The 16,807-nt window shown below is 70.1% G+C and carries 16 protein-coding genes; 7 read left to right on the top strand and 9 right to left on the bottom strand.

Annotation, left to right across the window (positions count from 1 at the left end; all coding sequences use genetic code 11):
- The first annotated feature begins 36 nt into the window (after nucleotides 1–36).
- The 6 genes from murJ (at nucleotide 37) to trxA (ending at nucleotide 7,305) form a co-directional block, all read left to right on the top strand.
- Nucleotides 37–2,316, top strand: a complete 2,280-nt coding sequence (gene murJ / locus ACFQ8C_RS03570; protein WP_383451874.1) for a murein biosynthesis integral membrane protein MurJ — start codon at nucleotides 37–39, stop codon at nucleotides 2,314–2,316.
- Between the two features lie 117 nt (nucleotides 2,317–2,433).
- Nucleotides 2,434–4,125 (top strand): protein kinase family protein, encoded by a 1,692-nt coding sequence (locus tag ACFQ8C_RS03565; protein ID WP_383451872.1) that lies wholly within the window; start codon nucleotides 2,434–2,436, stop codon nucleotides 4,123–4,125.
- Between the two features lie 25 nt (nucleotides 4,126–4,150).
- Nucleotides 4,151–4,861 (top strand): RNA polymerase sigma factor SigM, encoded by a 711-nt coding sequence (gene sigM / locus ACFQ8C_RS03560; RefSeq protein ID WP_383451870.1) that lies wholly within the window; start codon nucleotides 4,151–4,153, stop codon nucleotides 4,859–4,861.
- A complete protein-coding gene (locus ACFQ8C_RS03555) occupies nucleotides 4,858–5,796 on the top strand; it encodes a hypothetical protein (protein ID WP_383451868.1) in 939 nt (312 codons plus the stop codon). Before sigM ends, ACFQ8C_RS03555 begins: the two co-directional genes overlap by 4 nt.
- 164 nt (nucleotides 5,797–5,960) lie before the next feature.
- On the top strand, nucleotides 5,961–6,926 hold the full coding sequence (gene trxB, locus ACFQ8C_RS03550) for a thioredoxin-disulfide reductase (RefSeq protein WP_383451866.1): 966 nt from the start codon (nucleotides 5,961–5,963) through the stop codon (nucleotides 6,924–6,926).
- 46 nt (nucleotides 6,927–6,972) lie between these two features.
- On the top strand, nucleotides 6,973–7,305 hold the full coding sequence (trxA, locus tag ACFQ8C_RS03545; RefSeq protein ID WP_383451864.1) for a thioredoxin: 333 nt from the start codon (nucleotides 6,973–6,975) through the stop codon (nucleotides 7,303–7,305).
- Nucleotides 7,306–7,369: 64 nt separating this feature from the next.
- Here the strand turns inward: trxA and ACFQ8C_RS03540 are convergent, their stop codons facing one another.
- The 9 genes from ACFQ8C_RS03540 to rpmH form a co-directional block, all read right to left on the bottom strand.
- The gene (locus tag ACFQ8C_RS03540) at nucleotides 7,370–7,987 is read right to left on the bottom strand and encodes a GNAT family N-acetyltransferase (RefSeq protein WP_383451862.1); all 618 of its coding nucleotides are present in this window, start codon (nucleotides 7,985–7,987) and stop codon (nucleotides 7,370–7,372) included.
- 162 nt (nucleotides 7,988–8,149) lie between these two features.
- Nucleotides 8,150–9,205, bottom strand: coding sequence for a ParB/RepB/Spo0J family partition protein (locus ACFQ8C_RS03535; RefSeq protein WP_383451860.1), 1,056 nt, complete (start codon nucleotides 9,203–9,205; stop codon nucleotides 8,150–8,152).
- A complete protein-coding gene (locus ACFQ8C_RS03530) occupies nucleotides 9,202–10,281 on the bottom strand; it encodes a ParA family protein (RefSeq protein WP_383451859.1) in 1,080 nt (359 codons plus the stop codon). Before ACFQ8C_RS03530 ends, ACFQ8C_RS03535 begins: the two co-directional genes overlap by 4 nt.
- 238 nt (nucleotides 10,282–10,519) lie before the next feature.
- Nucleotides 10,520–11,236: a 16S rRNA (guanine(527)-N(7))-methyltransferase RsmG gene (gene rsmG / locus ACFQ8C_RS03525; RefSeq protein WP_360604212.1), complete on the bottom strand. Its 717-nt coding sequence runs from the start codon at nucleotides 11,234–11,236 to the stop codon at nucleotides 10,520–10,522.
- 119 nt (nucleotides 11,237–11,355) lie between these two features.
- The gene (locus tag ACFQ8C_RS03520) at nucleotides 11,356–11,868 is read right to left on the bottom strand and encodes a protein jag (protein ID WP_383451857.1); all 513 of its coding nucleotides are present in this window, start codon (nucleotides 11,866–11,868) and stop codon (nucleotides 11,356–11,358) included.
- Between the two features lie 31 nt (nucleotides 11,869–11,899).
- A complete protein-coding gene (gene yidC, locus ACFQ8C_RS03515; RefSeq protein WP_383451854.1) occupies nucleotides 11,900–13,204 on the bottom strand; it encodes a membrane protein insertase YidC in 1,305 nt (434 codons plus the stop codon).
- Between the two features lie 3 nt (nucleotides 13,205–13,207).
- Nucleotides 13,208–13,534 (bottom strand): membrane protein insertion efficiency factor YidD, encoded by a 327-nt coding sequence (yidD, locus tag ACFQ8C_RS03510; RefSeq protein WP_383451852.1) that lies wholly within the window; start codon nucleotides 13,532–13,534, stop codon nucleotides 13,208–13,210.
- On the bottom strand, nucleotides 13,531–13,902 hold the full coding sequence (rnpA, locus tag ACFQ8C_RS03505; protein WP_043222725.1) for a ribonuclease P protein component: 372 nt from the start codon (nucleotides 13,900–13,902) through the stop codon (nucleotides 13,531–13,533). Before rnpA ends, yidD begins: the two co-directional genes overlap by 4 nt.
- Before the next feature lie 21 nt (nucleotides 13,903–13,923).
- On the bottom strand, nucleotides 13,924–14,061 hold the full coding sequence (gene rpmH / locus ACFQ8C_RS03500; RefSeq protein WP_015659252.1) for a 50S ribosomal protein L34: 138 nt from the start codon (nucleotides 14,059–14,061) through the stop codon (nucleotides 13,924–13,926).
- 356 nt (nucleotides 14,062–14,417) lie between these two features.
- On the opposite strand from rpmH, the gene dnaA reads away from it, so the two are divergent.
- Entirely contained in the window at nucleotides 14,418–16,208 is a 1,791-nt protein-coding gene (gene dnaA / locus ACFQ8C_RS03495) for a chromosomal replication initiator protein DnaA (protein ID WP_383451849.1), read from the top strand.
- The last annotated feature ends 599 nt before the right edge of the window (nucleotides 16,209–16,807 follow it).

The raw sequence follows: 16,807 nt of genomic DNA, 5'->3' as shown, positions 1-16,807 counted from the left end.
TGGCCGGTCGGCCGGGGACGATGAGGTGGGGTAACCATGAACGCGCCGTACGACGGTGACCGCGGGCAGGGTGCGGGCGGCGCCGCACCGTCCGGCGGCATGCCCGTTCCCCCCACCGGGCCGGACGGACAGCCGCTCCCGCAAGGGCAGCACCCCGGGTACCCGCCGCAGGCTCCGTACGCGCAGGACCCGTACGGGGCGCAGCCCCAGGACCCGTCCGCACACCCCGAGAACCCGTACGCCCAGGACCCCTACGCCCAGGACCCCTACGTCCAGGGTGCCTACGCCCACGACCCGTACCGGGCGCGGGACCTGTCCGCGCAGGACCCGGTGGGCGAGGCCCTCTACGACCGCGCCGCCCACCCGCCGCCCCCGCCCGGCACGTACCAGGAACCGCAGCCGCTCTACCAGCAGCCGGCCGCGTCCCAGCACGCCCCGGACCCGCGGGTCTGGGCCCAGACCCCGGCGCCCGAGCCCGACGGCCCGTCCCGCCACCTCCCGTACGGCGACGACGCCCGCACAGTCCAGTTCACCGGCGTCGACGACCTGGTGACCCGGGCGAGCGAGGAGGAGCGGCCCGAGCAGGACGCCTTCGCCCACCTCTACCGGGACCAGCAGGGCCAGGGCCAGGTGCCCGCCCCCGCCGCGGAGCCCGACCCGCTGCCCACCCCAGCGCCGAAGAAGGGCGGCCGCGCCTCCGGGCTGCTGAAGTCGAGCGCCGTGATGGCCGCCGGCACCCTGGTCTCCCGGCTCACCGGCTTCGTCCGCTCACTGGTGATCACCGGCGCCCTCGGCGCCGCGCTGCTCGGCGACACCTTCACCATCGCGTACACCCTGCCGACGATGATCTACATCCTCACCGTCGGCGGCGGCCTCAACTCGGTCTTCGTGCCGCAGCTGGTCCGCTCGATGAAGAACGACGAGGACGGCGGCGAGGCGTACGCCAACCGCCTCCTCACCCTCGTCATGGTGGCGCTCGGCCTGATCGTGGTCGCCGCCGTCTTCGCGGCGCCCGTCCTCGTCCGGCTGATGTCCAACACCATCGCCGACGACGCGGCGGCCAACAGCGTCGCGGTGACCTTCGCCCGCTACTGCCTGCCCACGATCTTCTTCATGGGCGTGCACGTGGTGATGGGCCAGATCCTCAACGCCCGCGGCAAGTTCGGCGCGATGATGTGGACCCCGGTCCTCAACAACATCGTCATGATCATCACCTTCGGCCTGTTCATCTGGGTCTACGGCACCTCCGCCGAGTCCCACATGGGCGTGCAGACCATCCCCGACGAGGGCATCCGCCTCCTCGGGATCGGCACCCTGCTCGGCCTCGCCGTCCAGGCGCTGGCGATGATCCCGTACCTGCGCGAGACGGGCTTCCGCTTCCGGCCCCGCTTCGACTGGAAGGGCCACGGCCTCGGCAAGACCGTGAAGCTCGCGAAGTGGACCGTCCTCTTCGTCCTCGCCAACCAGGCGGGCGTCCTGGTCGTCACCCAGCTCGCCACCGCGGCCGGACAGGAGTCCGGCAAGAACGGTGCGGGCTTCCTCGCGTACTCCAACGCGCAGCTGATCTGGGGCATGCCGCAGGCCATCATCACGGTCTCCGTCATGGCCGCGCTGCTCCCCCGGATCTCCCGTGCCGCCAGCGACGACGACCCGGGCGCCGTCCGCGACGACATCTCCCAGGGCCTGCGCAACTCCGCCGTCGCGATCGTCCCGGTCTCCTTCGCCTTCCTGGCCCTCGGCGTCCCGATGTGCACCCTGCTGTACGCCTCCAGCGGCGTCGAGGCGGCCCAGGGCATGGGCTTCATCCTGATGGCCTTCGGCCTCGGCCTGATCCCCTACTCCGTGCAGTACGTCGTGCTCCGGGGCTTCTACGCCTACGAGGACACCCGCACCCCCTTCTACAACACGGTCATCGTCGCCGCCGTCAACGCGGCGGCCTCCGCCCTCTGCTACGTCCTGCTGCCCGCCCAGTGGGCCGTCGTCGGCATGGCCGCCTCCTACGGCCTCGCCTACGCCGTCGGCGTCGGCATCGCCTGGCGCCGGCTGCGCAACCGTCTCGGCGGCGACCTGGACGGCGCCCATGTGATGCGCACCTACGCCCGCCTCTGCATGGCCTCCCTGCCGGCCGCGGTCCTCTCCGGCGCCGTCGGCTTCGGCCTGCTGAAGCTGCTCGGCGAGGGCGCCCTCGGCTCGCTGGTCGCGCTCGCAGTCGGCGGAGCGGTGCTCCTCGGGGTCTTCTTCGTCGCCGCGCGCCGCATGCGGATCACCGAACTCAACACCCTCGTCGGTATGGTGCGGGGCCGCCTCGGACGCTGATCCGGTCCTCCGGGACAACCTTCGGGGGGACCCGTGTGTCGTGCATAGCGTCCGACTGTGGGCACAATTGGCTTGGCTGTTGGATGTGGCGCAACGGATGGGGAGGCAGGAACGACGGTGGCGGAACGTAGCACGGCTGCCGTCGACGTGGCCGACAACAGCGGTGACGACCCGCTGACCGCGCAGGCGGACACGGCCGCGACCGACGGGGTGGCGGAAGAACGAAAGACGGCGGAGGAGCCCACCGGGTCCCCCGAGCAGAAGGCGGTCGAACGGAAGAACGGCGAACAGCCCTCCCTCGCTCCACCCGAGTTGCACAGCGGCCACAAACTGGCCCGGCGCTACCGGCTGGAGGAGTGCGTCACCCGTCTGGACGGCTTCAGCAGCTGGCGCGCCGTCGACGAGAAGCTGCGGCGGGCCGTCGGCGTGCACCTGCTGCCGGCCGACCACCCTCGCGCCCGCTCCGTCCTGGCAGCCGCGCGCTCGGCGGCCCTTCTCGGAGACCCCCGGTTCGTCCAGGTCCTCGACGCGGTCGAGGAGAACGACCTCGTCTACGTCGTCCACGAGTGGCTTCCCGACGCCACCGAGCTGACCGCGCTCCTCGCGGACGGTCCGCTCCAGGCCCACGAGGCCTACCAGCTCGTGGCCCAGATCTCCCAGGCCATGGCCGCCGCGCACCGCGAGGGACTGGCGCACCTGCGCCTCACCCCGAGCGCCGTCCTGCGCAGCTCCACCGGCCAGTACCGGATCCGCGGGCTCGCCGTGAACGCCGCCCTGCGCGGCATCACCGCCGACCGCCCCCAGCGCACCGACACCGAGGCCATCGGCGCCCTCCTCTACGCGGCGCTCACCCAGCGCTGGCCGTACGAGAGCGACGCCTACGGCCTCTCCGGGCTGCCCAAGGGCGTCGGCCTGATCCCGCCGGACCAGGTTCGCGCCGGTGTCCACCGGGGCCTCTCCGAGATCGCCATGCGCGCTCTCGCCAACGACGGGGCCACGGCGTCCCGTCAGGAGCCGCCCTGCACCACGCCGGACGAACTCGCCAAGGCCGTGGCCGCGATGCCCCGTGTCAAGCCGCCGGAGCCCGAGTTCCCCGCGCCCGCCGAGTACCAGCGCACCACGTACCAGCAGGGCACCTACGGGCGTCCCCAGCCGCGTCCCGTGGTCACCCAGCCCGTACCGGTCCCGCCGGCCCCGCTGGAGAGCCGTACGGGCAAGGCGCTGAAGTGGGCCGTCGGCGCCCTCCTCATCGCGGCCCTCGGCCTCGGCAGCTGGCAGATCGCCGACCGGCTCCTCGCCCCGGAACCCAAGGACGAGACGCCGATCGTGCAGCCGCCGGTCGACGAGAAGCCCGAACCGCCGAAGCCGGTCACGATCTCCTCCGCGGACGACTTCGACCCGCTCCCCGGGGGGAACGGCGAGGAGTACCCGGAGGCCGTGGAGAACGCCTTCGACGGCGATCCGAGCACCGTCTGGCACACCAAGAACTACACCACCGCCCACTTCGGCAACCTGAAGACCGGTGTGGGGATCGTGCTGGACCTCGGCTCCGCCCAGAAGGTCAGCTCGGTCGACCTGTCGTTCGTGGGACGCACCTCGGTGGAGATCCGCACGGCCCCCGACGGCGCCTCCTCGGCGCCTTCGACGGCCGAGGGGTTCACCACCCAGGTGGCCGGAGTCGGCAGCGAGGTGAAGCTGAAGCTCACCAAGGCGGTCACGACCCGATACGTTCTGGTCTGGCTGACGGAGCTGCCCCTCACCGACGGCCAGTTCCGCGGCCAGCTGACCGAAGTCAAGGTCATGGGCTGACGAAGACAGGGGAGGGGGCTCACCGTTGGACCGTCCGATAGACGCCGCAGACGACCGGGAACTCCTGGCGCGTCATGTCGCCGGGGACCCGGACGCCTTCGGTGAGCTCGTACGGCGCCACCGCGACCGGCTGTGGGCGGTGGCGCTCCGCACCCTGGGGGACCGCGAGGAGGCCGCCGACGCCGTCCAGGACGCCCTCCTCTCGGCCTTCCGGGCCGCCCACACCTTCCGGGGCCAGTCGGCCGTCACGACCTGGCTCCACCGCATCACCGTGAACGCCTGCCTGGACCGCGTCCGGAAGAGCGCCACCCGCAGGACCTCCCCCGTGGACGACACCGCCCGCTTCGAGCAGCTCCTCGAACCGCACGAGTCCGCCGAGGCCCCCGCAGAGCGCCAGGACCTCCACCGGCAACTGCTCGCCGCACTCGCCACGCTCGCCCCCGACCAGCGCGCCGCGCTCGTCCTCGTCGACATGCAGGGATACCCCGTCGCAGAGGCGGCCCGTATCCTCGGCGTTCCCACCGGCACCGTGAAGAGTCGCTGTGCACGCGGGCGGGCCCGGCTCCTGCCGATGCTCACTCATCTGCGCGCCGACACGGTGGGTAACGAGCCCCCCGAGGGGGGAAGGAACCGGACGCGGGGGGCATCCGTCCCACCGGTGTCGGAGCCGACGGAAACAGGACCGACAGGACCGACTGATCCAGCTGCTGTGAAGGGCGGAGGTGGGCGCGCGTGACCACGACCGACAAGGCCGACACAGCACAGCACCCGGACGTCTCGGAGATCTCCGACCTGACCGAGGGCCTGCTCTCCCCGAGCCGCTCCGCGACCGTCCGCAGGCATCTCGACGGCTGCACGCTCTGTGCCGACGTGCGGAGCTCCCTGGAGGAGATCCGCGGGCTCCTGGGCACCCTGCCGGGCCCTCCGCGCATGCCCGCCGAGATCGCCGGCCGGATCGACGCCGCTCTCGCCGCCGAGGCGCTCCTCGACGCCACCGCCCCCGAGTCGTCCCGACCCGTTTCACGTGAAACCACGGTCTCCGAGGGCACAGCGTCGGAGAAGGCCGTTTCACGTGAAACGGTCCCGGCGGCGCCCACGTCCCGCCCCTCCGATGGACGTCCACCGGCTTCCCGGGCCGCCACCGGCCCCGGTCGGGGGCGCACCCGCCACCGCGGCCGGATCGCCGCCCTCGCGGGTCTCGCCGGAACCCTGGTCGCCGCCGTCTGCGCGTACAGCCTCTACGCGCTCAGCCAGAACGGTGCGGACACCCACGGCGTCGCGTCCGACACCGCCGCGAGCGCACCTCTGGGCACCTTCTCCGGGGAATCGGTCGAGGACAGGGTCGAAAGCCTCCTGGGCGGCGGGGAGCCCGCCGCACGGGCCCCGAAGGAGGGACGGCCCGAGTCGCTGTCGGCGGAGTCGACGGCGAGCACAGGCGCCACCCAGCGGAACAGCGACGGCGCTCTCCCCGACTGCGTCCTCGCGGGCACCGGGCGCCAGGACACCGTCCTCGCGGCCGAGCGCGGCGAGTACGAGGGCACCGTCGCGTACCTCCTCGTCCTCCCCGATCCCGCCGACAACGGTCGTGTGGAGGCGTACGTCGTGGACGCTTCCTGCACCGGAAACACTCCGGCAAAGCTGCTCAGAAGCGCTTCCTACCCGAAGCCCTGACCGCTTCTCTCGTCCCGCCGGCGTCTCACCGTCCGTCTCACGCACGTGCCGCGCGGCGCTCTCGGGAATGCTCGCCCCTTAGGATCCGTTGGGTGGGGTGAGAGTGACCGAGAGACACCGCCCCCGTAGGCAGTAGGCAGTCCGCAGAGACGAGGAAGAAACCCGTGAGCGACGTCCGTAACGTGATCATCATCGGCTCCGGGCCCGCGGGTTACACCGCCGCGCTCTACACGGCCCGCGCGTCGCTGAACCCGCTGGTCTTCGAAGGCGCCGTCACCGCCGGTGGCGCCCTGATGAACACCACCGAGGTCGAGAACTTCCCCGGCTTCCGCGACGGCATCATGGGCCCCGACCTCATGGACAACATGCGGGCCCAGGCCGAGCGCTTCGGTGCCGAGCTCGTTCCGGACGACGTCATCGCCGTGGACCTCACCGGTGACATCAAGACCGTCACCGACACCGCCGGCACCGTGCACCGTGCCAAGGCCGTCATCGTCACCACCGGTTCGCAGCACCGCAAGCTCGGCCTGCCGAACGAGGACACTCTCTCCGGCCGCGGTGTCTCCTGGTGCGCCACCTGCGACGGGTTCTTCTTCAAGGACCAGGACATCGCCGTCGTCGGCGGCGGCGACACCGCGATGGAGGAGGCGACCTTCCTCTCCCGCTTCGCCAGGTCGGTGACCATCGTCCACCGCCGTGACACCCTGCGTGCCTCCAAGGCCATGCAGGAGCGCGCCTTCGCCGACCCGAAGATCTCCTTCGCCTGGGACAGCGAGGTGGCCGAGATCCACGGCGACCAGAAGCTCTCCGGTCTGACCCTGCGCAACACCAAGACGGGCGAGACCCGCGAACTGCCCGCGACCGGCCTCTTCATCGCCGTGGGCCACGACCCGCGCACCGAGCTGTTCAAGGGTCAGCTGGACCTCGACGAGGAGGGCTACCTCAAGGTCGCCGCCCCGTCGACCCGCACCAACCTCACGGGCGTCTTCGGCGCCGGTGACGTCGTCGACCACACCTACCGTCAGGCCATCACGGCTGCCGGTACCGGCTGCTCCGCCGCGCTCGACGCCGAGCGCTTCCTGGCCTCCCTCTCCGACAGCGAGAAGCTGGCCGAGACCCCCGCGGTCTGACCCGAGCTCCCTTCACCCCACACCCCACGAAGTTAAGGAGGCCGCCGTGGCCGGCGCCCTGAAGAACGTGACCGACGCTTCCTTCGAAGAGGACGTCCTCAAGAGCGACAAGCCCGTCCTCGTGGACTTCTGGGCTGCCTGGTGCGGCCCGTGCCGCCAGATCGCCCCGTCGCTGGAGGCCATCGCCGCCGAGCACGGCGAGATCGAGATCGTGAAGCTCAACATCGACGAGAACCCGGCCACGGCCGCGAAGTACGGCGTCATGTCCATCCCGACGCTGAACGTCTACCAGGGCGGCGAGGTCGTGAAGACCATCGTCGGTGCCAAGCCGAAGGCGGCGATCGTGCGCGACCTGGAGCCCTTCATCGACGCGAAGTGACCCTCGCTGTTTCACGTGAAACGGCCCGTCCCCGGAAGGGGGCGGGCCGTTTTCCGTTCCGGAATCACAGCGGGCGGAGCGCGGGTTCCTTCTTCACCGCGCCGAGCAGCCGGTCCAGGGCCATCTCGACGTCCTCCTTCCAGGAAAGCGTCGTCCGAAGCTCCAGTCGGAGCCGGGGGAAGGCGGGGTGCGGCCGTACGGTCTTGAAGCCGACCGCGAGCAGATGGTCGGCCGGCAGCACACAGGCCGGCTCCTTCCAGCGGGCGTCGCCGAAGGCCTCGACGGCCTTGAAGCCCCGCCGCAGCACGTCCTTGGCGACCGTCTGCACCATCACCCGGCCCAGGCCCTGCCCCTGGTACTCCGGCATGATCCAGGCCGTCATCAGCTGGACGGCATCGGCCGCCACGGGGCTCGTGGGAAAGGCGGTCGAGCGCGGCACATAGGCAGGGGGCGCGTAGAGGACGTAGCCCACCGGCACCTCGTCGACGTAGACGACCCGGCCGCAGGATCCCCACTCCAGCAGAACGGCGGAGATCCACGCCTCCTTCTCCGCCTCGGCGCGGCCCGCCTTCACGGCCGCCTCCCCACTCACCGGATCGAGCTCCCAGAACACACAGGAGCGGCAGCGCTTCGGAAGGTGCGGAAGATTGTCCAGCGTGAGCGGTACGAGCCGACGCCCCACGGCTGCCCTCGCTTCCCTGGCCGTCGCACGGCCACCGAGCACGGATACGGCTCTCGGAATCGTATCCAGCGGGCTCTCGCGACGACACCGCACACAGGCAAAGGGCGGGGAGCCTCCCGGTGACACCCGGAAGGCTCCCCGCCCACTGTGGCCTGTGGGGGCCTACTCCCCGCCCTGCTCCGACTCCTGGTCGGCCTTCAGCTGGTCCATCACCTTGTTCTCGCCAGGAGCCAGCGTCGTGAGGATCCGATCGAGGTCCTCCACCGAGGCGAACTCGACGACGATCTTGCCCTTCTGCTGCCCCAGGTCGACCTTGACCCGGGTCTCGAAGCGGTCCGAGAGGCGGGTCGCCAGATCGGAGAAGACCGGAGAGACCCGGGCACCGGCCCGCGGCTTCTTGGTCTTCACCGCGGCGGGCTCCTCAAGGCCCATGAGCTTCACGATCTCCTCGACCGTGCGCACCGAGAGGCCCTCGGAGACGATCCGGTACGCCAGCTGATCCTGGGCCTCCGGGTCCTCCACACCGAGCAGTGCGCGGGCGTGGCCTGCGGAGATCACTCCGGCGGCGACCCGGCGCTGGACCGGCGGGGAGAGCCGCAGCAACCGCAGGGTGTTGGAGACCTGCGGGCGCGAGCGTCCGATCCGGTCCGCGAGCTGGTCGTGGGTGCAGCCGAAGTCCGTGAGCAGCTGCTCGTAGGCGGCGGCCTCTTCCAGCGGGTTCAGCTGGGCCCGGTGGAGGTTCTCCAGGAGGGCGTCCAGGAGCATCTTCTCGTCGTCGGTGGCCCGGACGATCGCGGGGATGGCTTCCAGGCCGGCCTCACGGCACGCCCGCCATCGCCGCTCGCCCATGATCAGCTCGTAGCCCTCGGCGTCGGTCTTGCGGACGACCACGGGCTGGAGCAGGCCGACCTCCTTGATGGAGGTGACGAGTTCGGCGAGGGCCTCGTCGTCGAAGACCGTACGCGGCTGCTGCTTGTTGGGCGTGATGGCGTCGAGCGGGATCTCGGTGAAGTACGCCCCGGCGACCGGCGCCGGCTCGGGCTCCACCGGTGCCGCCACCGGCTCGGTCTGCGGGGCACCCTGGGGGAACAGGCGGGCCGCGCCGCTCCCGGGGAGCGTGGAGACGGCGCCGGTCTCCGGCGCCTGCTGGTCCTGGGGGGTGCCGGCGAACAGCGCGCCGAGCCCCCGCGGCCCCAGTCCCCTACGTCGGTCGCTCACTGAAGTTCCTCCGCCATGCTGTGCTGGTTGTTCTGGTGCCCCACGCGGCCGTGCTGCTGGGGCTCGTAGTGGACGGAAACGCCTCGGAAGGCGATCTCGCGCGCCGCTTCGATGTACGACAGCGCCCCGCTGGAGCCCGGGTCGTAGGTGATCACGGTCTGACCGTAGCTGGGGGCCTCGGAGATGCGGACGGACCGCGGGATGCTGGTCCTGAGCACCTCCTGCCCGAAGTGGCTGCGGACTTCCTCGGCGACCTGCGACGCCAGCCGGGTACGGCCGTCGTACATGGTCAGCAGGATCGTCGAGACGTGCAGCGTCGGGTTGAGGTGGCCGCGGACCAGATCGACGTTCTTGAGGAGCTGCCCCAGTCCCTCCAGCGCGTAGTACTCGCACTGGATCGGGATGAGCACCTCGGCGCCCGCCACCAGGGCGTTGACCGAGAGCAGACCGAGGGACGGCGGGCAGTCGATGAGGACGTAGTCCAGCGGCTGCTCGTACGCCTGGATCGCCCGCTGGAGCCGGCTCTCTCGCGCCACCATCGACACCAGCTCGATCTCCGCACCGGCGAGATCGATCGTGGCCGGGGCGCAGAAGAGACCCTCGACGTCCAGGACCGGCTGGACCACCTCGGAGAGCGGCCTGCTGTCGACGAGGACGTCGTAGATCGAGGGGACATCGGCGTGGTGGTCGATGCCCAGTGCCGTGGAGGCGTTGCCCTGCGGATCCAGGTCGATGACAAGGACCCGGGCACCGTGCAGGGCCAGGGAGGCGGCCAGGTTGACGGTCGAGGTCGTCTTACCCACGCCGCCCTTCTGGTTGGCCACCACCATGATCCGGGTCTGCTCGGGACGGGGCAGTCCCTCCCCGGCTCGACCCAGCGCTTCTACGGCCAGCTGGGCAGCACGGCCAATGGGGGTGTCGTCCATCGGGGGCAGCGTTTCACGTGAAACATCTTCCCCAGCCGATTCGGTTCGGGGACCGGGGACCGGATCGGTCATCGGTCCCGCGATGTTGGCGTCGGACCGCAAGGATTCACTCTCCTCGGCATCAAGCTCGCGATGGGAAGAGCCTGCCATGCCTTCGGGGTCCTGAACCAGCGAGGTAGGGGGATCTGTGGGTGAATCCACCTCTGTGGAAAACTCCGTAACCCTCGCGGGTGGCTTCACACGGGGTCTGCGGTCCCGGGGGGTGGCAGCGGCGCGCCCGCGACTGATGATCCCCTGGAGCAGTGAGCGATGTTTCACGTGAAACACGATGCCCCTGCGTCCCTTCCGGGACCGGTCGACACTCCGTGAAAGCGGACGAAACCGGCGCTCAGCGGCGCCGGCGGGTCTTGCTCGTCCGCGCCGCCTTGGCCCGCTTGGCCGCGAAGCGCACGCCGCCGGGGCTCTCGCCGACCTCGACCCGGACCACCGTGGACATCGGATCGACGATTCCCTCACCGACCTGGAGGACCGAGGTCTCCACCACACCCAGCTTGGCGAGCGCGGCACGCGCCCCGTCGAGCTCCTCCTGCGCGGTGTCGCCCTTCAGCAGCAGCATCTCGCCGTAGGGACGGAGCAGAGGCACTCCCCAGCCGGCCAGCCGGTCGAGGGGTGCCACGGCGCGGGCGGTCACGACATGGACCGGCGGGACCTTGCCGAGCATCTCCTCGGCGCGGCCCCGGACGACGGTCACGTGGTCGAGACCGAGCAGCTCCACGACCTCCAGGAGGAAGTTGGTCCGGCGCAGGAGCGGCTCCAGGAGCGTGATCTTCAGATCGGGCCGGACCAGGGCCAGCGGGATGCCGGGCAGGCCGGCTCCGGAGCCGACGTCGCAGACCGTGACGCCCTCGGGGACGACCTCGGAGAGGACGGCGCAGTTCAGCAGGTGCCGCTCCCACAGTCGCGGGACCTCGCGGGGGCCGATGAGCCCACGCTTCACACCGGCGTCCGCGAGCAGCTCCGCGTACCGCACGGCCTCGGGGAAGTACTCGCCGAAGACTTTCCGCGCCTGTTCCGGCGCTTCGGGGAGCTCCGCTGCCTCCGTCACGGGGACCGTCCTTCCGTACCGCACGCGTACCGTGCGAGCGCACTGTGGTGGCTGAAGTATCAGGCTGACAAAGATCGGCCCCGTCTGTCGAACAGACGGGGCCGACGCGATGAGTGGGGTCAGGCAGGGAGGACGACGACGAAGCGCTGGGGCTCCTCGCCCTCGGACTCGCTGCGCAGACCGGCGGCGGCGACCGCGTCGTGCACGACCTTGCGCTCGAACGGGGTCATCGGGTCCAGCTTGACCGGCTCGCCGGAGGCCTTCACCTCGTCCGCCGCCTTGGCGCCGATCTGGGCCAGCTCCGTGCGCTTCTGCGCGCGGAAGCCGGCGATGTCGAGCATCAGGCGGCTGCGGTCACCGGTCTCCCGGTGCACGGCCAGGCGGGTCAGCTCCTGGAGCGCCTCCAGCACCTCGCCGTCGCGGCCCACGAGCTTCTGCAGGTCGCGGCTGCTGGAGTCGCTGATGATCGAGACCGCGGCCCGGTCCGCCTCGACGTCCATGTCGATGTCGCCGTCGAGGTCGGCGATGTCGAGCAGGCCCTCAAGGTAGTCGGCCGCGATCTCACCCTCCTGCTCCAGGCGGGTCAGGGTGTCGCCACCCTCGGCGGCGGCGGAGGTGGTGCCTTCCGTCACGGATGGACTCCTTCTAGCTACGTGGACGCTTCTACTTCTTGGAGGACGGGTGCTTGGGCCGCTGCTGGCCCTTGCGCTGACGGGAGCCGCCGGAGTTGGCGCGGCTGCGGCCGCCCCCCTGCGTGCCGCCCTTGGCGGGCGTCTCGGGCTTCTTCTCCAGCGAGGTCTTCGGCTCGGTGTCCTGGGCGGCTTCGCCCGCGGACTCCTCGGCCGTCTCCTCGACGGTCTCGTCGGCGGTCTCGTCGCCCTTGGCCTGCTGGCCGCCGGACTGGCGCTGGGCCTTGGTCTGGCGCTTGGGCTGCTGCCGCTTGGGGGCGGCGGTGCCCTCGGCCTCGGCGACGGCCGCGTCGCTCTTCACCACGGTGCCGTCGGCCTGGGCGGCGAAGCCGGCCTTGGCGAGACCGCCGATGAAGCGGCGCTCGTTCTCGTTGCGGTCGGAGCCCTTGGCGACGATCGCCTTGACGACGGCCTTGTGGCGGCGGCTGCGGATCTCACCGTGGTTCGTGACGCTCTTCAGGAGGCGCTGGAGGTAGGAGTCCTGCGCCTTGCTGCCCGGGGTCGGGTTCTGGTTGATCACGTACATCTGCTGGCCCATGGTCCACACGTTGGTGGTCAGCCAGTAGACGAGGACGCCGACGGGGAAGTTGATGCCCATGACCGCGAAGATCAGCGGGAAGATGTACATGAGCATCTTCTGCTGCTGCATGTACGGGGTCTTCACCGAGAGGTCGACGTTCTTCATCATCAGCTGGCGCTGGGTGAAGAACTGCGAGGCCGACATCATGACGATCATGATCGCGGTGACGATGCGGACATCGGTCAGCGAGGCGCCGAGGGCCGCGACGGCCTCGGGGGAGTCCATGAACTTCGACGCGATCGGGGCACCGAAGATGTGCGCCTGACGGGCGCTGTCGACCAGCTGCTGGTTGAGGACACCGATCTCCTTGCCCGACGCGATGTTGGACAGCACGTGGTACAGGGCGAAGAAGAACGGCGACTGGGCGAGGATGGGAAGGCACGAGGAGAGCGGGTTGGTACCCGTCTCCTTGTACAGCTTCATCATCTCTTCGGACTGACGCTGCTTGTCGCTCTTGTAGCGCTCCTGGATCGCCTTCATCTTCGGCTGGAGCGCCTGCATGTTCCGCGTCGCCTTGATCTGCTTCACGAAGAGCGGGATCAGGCAGATCCGGATCAGCACCACGAGGGACACGATCGACAGACCCCAGGCCCAGCCCGTGTCAGGGCCGAAGATGGCCCCGTACAGCTTGTGGAACTGGACGATGACCCAGGAAACGGGCCAGGTGATGAAGCTGAACAGACTGGCAATCGTGTCCACTAATCAGGCTCCTTGAGCATTGGGCGAGGTCTCTGCGGCCGGGCTCGTCTCGGCGGAGATCCCGCCCTTGTCGCCGCGCAGCGCGTGCCTGAGCATCTCGTGCCAGCGCGGACGCTTCCGCGGGGGGACATGGTCCACACCGCCGGGCGACCACGGGTTGCACCGCAGGATGCGCCAGGCGGTCAGGGCGGTGCCCTTGATCGCGCCATGCCGGTCTATGGCCGTGAATCCGTAGTGGGAACACGACGGGTAGTACCGGCAGACGTCGCCCAGAAGCGGGCTGATCGTCCACTGGTACAGCTTGATGAGGGCGAGGAGCGGGTACTTCATCGCGTGCCCCCTCCCAGCAGCCGCTGAAGAGCGGCGTCCAGGTCTCGGGCCAGGTGGGCGTGGTCGGCGTCACCGGCTCCGGGCAACGCCCGTACGACCACCAGGCTACCGGGGGGCAGCGCGGAGAGCCGGTCGCGGACGAGATGGCGCAGACGTCGCTTCACCTGGTTGCGGACGACCGCACCGCCCACGGCTTTGCTCACGACGAAACCCGCACGCGTCGGGGGAGCGCTCTCCCCAGGCGCGTGCGGGTCCGTTGCACCGCTTCGTAGGTGGACGACGAGGAGTGGGCGACCGGCCCGGCGTCCTCGACGTACCGCGGTTGCGAAGTCCTCGCGCCGCCTCAGCCGATTCTCGGTAGGCAGCACGTCATGACCTGTTTAGGTGGATCAGGCGGACAGGCTCGCGCGACCCTTGGCACGGCGGTTCGCCAGGATGGCGCGGCCGGCACGGGTACGCATGCGCAGGCGGAAGCCGTGGGTCTTCGCGCGACGACGGTTGTTCGGCTGGAAGGTGCGCTTGCTCACTCGGGGGCTCCAGAAATGATTCGGGTGGTGGCGGGACATCGCCTGGCTGTCACCGTGCGCCCACGAGTAGCTCGCATACGCTCGAGTGCACCGCTACGCGATCACACGAGGTGATCTTTGCCCATCGGAGGCAGGCGGCAGCAGCCATCGACAACTCGACCTGGTTACGGTACGCGCGGTTACGCCATCCGGTCAAACCGACCCGTCGACAGGGCCGCTTGTGCACAGGCTGTGGACAACAACTTGAACGACGTCAGCCGCCACGACTACCTTGGCTGGACTCGACTATCTCTTCCGTTCTGTTCTTATCGTCCCGAGAACCACACATTCGTGGGACCTGCGAGAAAGCGTGCCCCGTGGCTGACGTACCTGCCGATCTTGCCGCAGTGTGGCCACGCGTGCTCGACCAGCTGCTCGGGGAAGGGCAGCAGGGCATCGAGTCCAAGGACAAACAGTGGATCGAGCGCTGCCAGCCGCTCGCCCTGGTCGCGGACACGGCCCTGCTCGCCGTCCCCAACGAATGGGGCAAGCGCGTCCTGGAAGGCCGGCTGGCCCCCCTGATCAGCGACACCCTCAGCCGCGAGTGCGGCCGCCCGATCCGGATCGCGATCACCGTCGACGACTCCGTCGGCGAGCAGCCCCCGGCGCCCTCCCCGGGCCACGCCCCGCAGCAGTCGCACTACGGCGAGCGTCCGCAGCCGGAGCCGTACGAGAAGTACGACGGCTACGGCGGTCACCGCGCGCACCCCGACGACGGGCTGCCCGCCGCGCGCCCGGCCTACCCGGACTACCAGCAGCCGCCGCGCCCCGAGCCGGGCGCCTGGCCGCGCTCCCAGGAGGACCTCTCCTGGCAGCAGCCGCGCCTCGGCGGTTTCCCGGAGCGCGCCCCGTACACCGGCCCCGCCACCCCCGAGCAGTCCGGGCGGCCGCGCTACGACGAGCCGTCCCGCGGCTACGAGCAGCCGCAGCGGCCCGAGCGCTCCGTCCCCGAGCCCCCGGGCGCGGGACCGCGCCCCGGCCCGGGTCCCGGCGGCCAGGGCATGGGACCCGGCATCGGCCAGGGAGCGCTCGGCGGCACCGGTGCGGGTTCCGGCGCGGGCGGGCCCGGCGAGCCGCACGCGCGTCTGAACCCCAAATACCTCTTCGACACCTTCGTCATCGGTTCCTCGAACCGCTTCGCGCACGCGGCCGCGGTCGCGGTGGCCGAGGCGCCGGCGAAGGCGTACAACCCCCTCTTCATCTACGGCGAGTCGGGGCTCGGCAAGACGCACCTGCTGCACGCGATCGGGCACTACGCGCGGAGCCTCTACCCCGGCACGCGCGTGCGGTACGTGAGCTCCGAGGAGTTCACCAACGAGTTCATCAACTCGATCCGCGACGGCAAGGGCGACGCCTTCCGCAAGCGCTACCGCGACGTGGACATCCTGCTGGTCGACGACATCCAGTTCCTCGCGAGCAAGGAGTCGACGCAGGAGGAGTTCTTCCACACCTTCAACACCCTCCACAACGCGAACAAGCAGATCGTGCTCTCCTCCGACCGGCCGCCCAAGCAGCTGGTGACCCTGGAGGACCGGCTGCGCAACCGCTTCGAGTGGGGACTCACCACCGACGTGCAGCCGCCGGAGCTGGAGACGCGCATCGCGATCCTCCGCAAGAAGGCGGTGCAGGAGCAGCTGAACGCCCCGCCGGAGGTGCTGGAGTTCATCGCCTCCCGGATCTCGCGGAACATCCGCGAGCTGGAGGGCGCGCTGATCCGGGTGACGGCCTTCGCGAGCCTGAACCGGCAGCCGGTGGACCTGGGGCTGACCGAGATCGTCCTCAAGGACCTGATCCCGGGCGGCGAGGACTCCTCCCCGGAGATCACGGCGCCGGCCATCATGGCGGCCACGGCCGACTACTTCGGGCTGACGGTGGAGGACCTCTGCGGTTCCTCGCGCAGCCGGGTCCTGGTGACCGCCCGACAGATCGCCATGTACCTCTGCCGGGAGCTCACCGACCTGTCGCTGCCGAAGATCGGCGCGCAGTTCGGCGGACGCGACCACACGACCGTCATGCACGCGGACCGGAAGATCCGTGCCCTGATGGCGGAGCGGCGCTCCATCTACAACCAGGTCACCGAGCTGACCAACCGCATCAAGAACGGCTGACACACCGCCGCACGGGCTCCCATGGACTCCGCACGGGCTTCGAAGGGCGCTCCGGGACACCTCCCGGGGCGCCCTTCGGCGTTGTCGAAGGGGTCTCCCGGTGGCGGACGGACGCCACCGCGGCGCCCTGACACGGACGGCCCTGTTCGATTACTCCGCTCCGCTGGCGGGTTCTCCACAGATTGGGGGATGATCTCCCGTCCACAGGGTGGGGACTGTCGAGTTATCCGGATTGTGTCCACAGGCCCGGCGGATGACAGTCCATCACTCCAGTTCAGGGGGGTGTGGATTTGTTGGCAACTGTTCTCCACAGCCTGTGGATGAATCCTTCGTCCACAGGGGGTCCCGAGAGTTGTCCACTGGCTGCCCACAGGGGCGGGCCGGTTGCCCACAGCTTCTCCACACCGCTGTCCACTGTTCGGCAACGCAACACCCCTTCTCACCTTCTGGAGTGAAAGGCGTCACACCAAGGGAGACGTTTGGGCTGTGGGGAACCTGGGGAAAGCTGGGGACAGTGCTGGGGAGAACTACCCCTTGCCTGTGTATCGGGTGTGCAGAACTTTCCGGCGTCCACAGAGAACCGTGGTTTTCCACTGGTT

Origin of the sequence: Streptomyces sp. NPDC056503 (genome assembly GCF_042794995.1) — a bacterium.
GTDB lineage: Bacteria > Actinomycetota > Actinomycetes > Streptomycetales > Streptomycetaceae > Streptomyces.
This window is presented reverse-complemented; position numbering and strand designations above follow the sequence as displayed.